4 protein-coding genes are annotated in these 2,464 nt (G+C 42.2%); 2 read left to right on the top strand and 2 right to left on the bottom strand.

The annotated features are described in order from the left end of the window. Together V7K79_RS29070 and V7K79_RS29065 are read left to right on the top strand one after the other, a co-directional pair. On the top strand, window positions 1–252 hold a 252-nt coding region (locus V7K79_RS29070; RefSeq protein WP_335052914.1), incomplete at its 5' end, for a WD40 repeat domain-containing protein. Window positions 253–285: 33 nt separating this feature from the next. Next, entirely contained in the window at window positions 286–462 is a 177-nt protein-coding gene (locus V7K79_RS29065) for a hypothetical protein (protein WP_335052912.1), read from the top strand. Between the two features lie 332 nt (window positions 463–794). Here the strand turns inward: V7K79_RS29065 and V7K79_RS29060 are convergent, their stop codons facing one another. Then, a complete protein-coding gene (locus tag V7K79_RS29060; RefSeq protein ID WP_335052910.1) occupies window positions 795–1,802 on the bottom strand; it encodes an SPFH domain-containing protein in 1,008 nt (335 codons plus the stop codon). A gap of 95 nt (window positions 1,803–1,897) precedes the next feature. After that, window positions 1,898–2,332: an NfeD family protein gene (locus V7K79_RS29055; RefSeq protein WP_335052908.1), complete on the bottom strand. Its 435-nt coding sequence runs from the start codon at window positions 2,330–2,332 to the stop codon at window positions 1,898–1,900. Between the last annotated feature and the right edge of the window lie 132 nt (window positions 2,333–2,464).

Below are 2,464 nucleotides of genomic sequence, written 5' to 3'. Positions count from 1 at the left end.
GCGGCGACAGCTAAAGAAATCACCTCCTTCAAAGGGCATAGCGATGCGGTCATTAGCGTCGCATTTAGCCCCGATGGCAAGACCATCGCTTCTGCAAGTGATGACAATACCGTGAAAGTCTGGAAGGTGTACCCAAATAATCTAAATGATTTAATCGTCTACAGTTGCGCTAGGTTACGTGTTTATTTACAATCAAATCCCAATGTGAGCGATCGCACCCTCTGCGATGGCATTCCTACCAAAAGCAATTAGCTTTGCAGCCATAAATCAATTACTGCTACTGCGATGCCTGCGGCGGGCGTAGCCATCGCACTTTCGGGAAACTTGCGGGGCGATCGCTTGCAAAAATCAAACAATGCACTTCTTAAAAAAGGCGATCACTTTCACGTTTGGTGTTTCACGCACTCTGTAACATCTTCTGCTACTGCGATCGCCCGTGAGAAAAACTTTGCGATTTACTGACAGTGGATGCTCTACATTTGACAATCGCATTTCAAAATCATATTCGATTGGTAACGGCTGATGAGGCTTTAGCAACAAGTGCTGAGGTTTTGTTACTGCGGTAAATCAGCTTTATTTTACAACATCTTCATTTTACATAATAAGCCCGTCTTAGACATCACATTCCTTTCACTAGCTATTGTAATTTTATCAAATAGATCAGATGAAATATTAGGCGATAGGCGATCGCAATAATCGCGTTAATAACCTGTTCTGGGTTAATTATCATTTGTCATTTGTCATTTGTGATTGAAAAGAGACAAGAAAGAAACTTGTCTTCCTTGTCCCCATTTTTAACCAAGGCGATTGTTTTCTAATCCTGGGATTTGTTTAGAAAACAATTCGTTAGAGTTAACCTGACCATCTGAAACGACAGAACGTATGCCCTCTAAAGCAGCAGGAATAGAACGCGGATCTATAAAAATAACCTTGCTGCTATCGCTTTTACCAATTGTCGCGCCCATATCTAAATAGCCCAAGGCAAATAGTACTTCCACTGCTTTATTGGCATTAGGGTTATTGTGGAGCTTTTGGGCAATAATTTCTGATGACTCTGCGATTGCCTGGGCTTTTAAAACCTGTTGCTGACGTTCTGCTTGAGCTTTCAGGACGATCGCTTTTTGTTCAGCTTCCGCTTGCAAAATTACCGATTTTTGACGAGCTTCCGCATCCAAGATTTGCGCCTCAGCTTTACCTCTAGCGCTATTGACAGCTGCTTCGCGATCGCCTTCAGAAGTTAGAATTGCTGCTCGTTTGCGTCGTTCTGCCGACATTTGCAATTCCATCGATTCTCGCACTGCTTGAGACGGAATAATATCTCGCAGTTCTACCCGTGTTACTTTTACACCCCAAGGATCGGTAGCAACATCCAAATCCTGTAATAAAAGCTCACTGATGTGGGAACGAGCAGTAAAAGTTTGATCTAACTCTAATTGTCCCATTTCGGCGCGAATTTGAGTCAGCACCATATTTACCATTGCCGCCTGGAGATTTTCTACCTTGTACCAGGCTTTTTCCATATCTACGATGCGCCAGTAAAATACTGCATCTACCTCAATGCCAACGTTGTCACGAGTAATGCACTGTTGGGGAGGAATATCTAAGACTTTTTCTTTGATAGTTTCTCGGTAGACAATTCTATCTACGAAAGGAATGACTATGTTTAGTCCTGGTTCTAGTTTTTTGTTATAACTACCCAATCTTTCCACCAAAGCTTGATTGCCCTGATTAACGACTTTCACCGAACTTGCTACAGCAGAACCACCAAGAGCTAAAAATACTAGTAAAAAGAACTGTTCCATTGTAAATCTCCTAATTTTTATTAATAACGGGAGTGAGCAGAGGAAGTAGAGTAAAAAAAACTATTGAATTTTGACAAATGACAAATAACAAATACTTAAGAAGTCAATAGATTTTCTGGTACAACAATTAAAGTAGTACCTTCCCTCCTAACCACATAAACTCTTTGATGGGATGGGATGGTAAATTTGTCATCGTCACATCTTGCTTGCCAAGAATTTCCCTCATAGCGCACCCGCCCTGTTTTTCCAGGTAGAATTTCTGTTAAGGTTTCAGCTATGACTGCATCCCGAATTTTTGATTTGCGTTGTTTTGGTTGCAAAAACCGACGAGAAAGCATGATTAGGGCTGTGGAAAGCAAGAGCCAAACCACAATTTGCAACCATACACTTCCCATACCCACTCCAGACAGCAGCGCCACCACAAAAGCGCTAATTCCCATCATGAAGGCGACAAACGCTGATGGTAAGAACAGTTCTGTTAAACACAAAACTGCTCCTGCCATCAGCCAGATTAAAGTAAAACTTGGCATAGCGCCATCCTAGTCTCTACATTATTGACGTAAATGCATTGGTTGAGTCGATGGGGGATATTATTCCCTGCACCTCTCAGTTAGATCCGTGCGTACCCGTTTCCGTGTACACGGCTCCCGATGTTCTTAGCT

This window comes from Nostoc sp., assembly GCF_036917575.1.
GTDB lineage: Bacteria > Cyanobacteriota > Cyanobacteriia > Cyanobacteriales > Nostocaceae > Nostoc.
The sequence above is the reverse complement of the archived record's forward strand: the minus strand, read 5'-3'. Positions and strand labels throughout refer to the sequence as shown.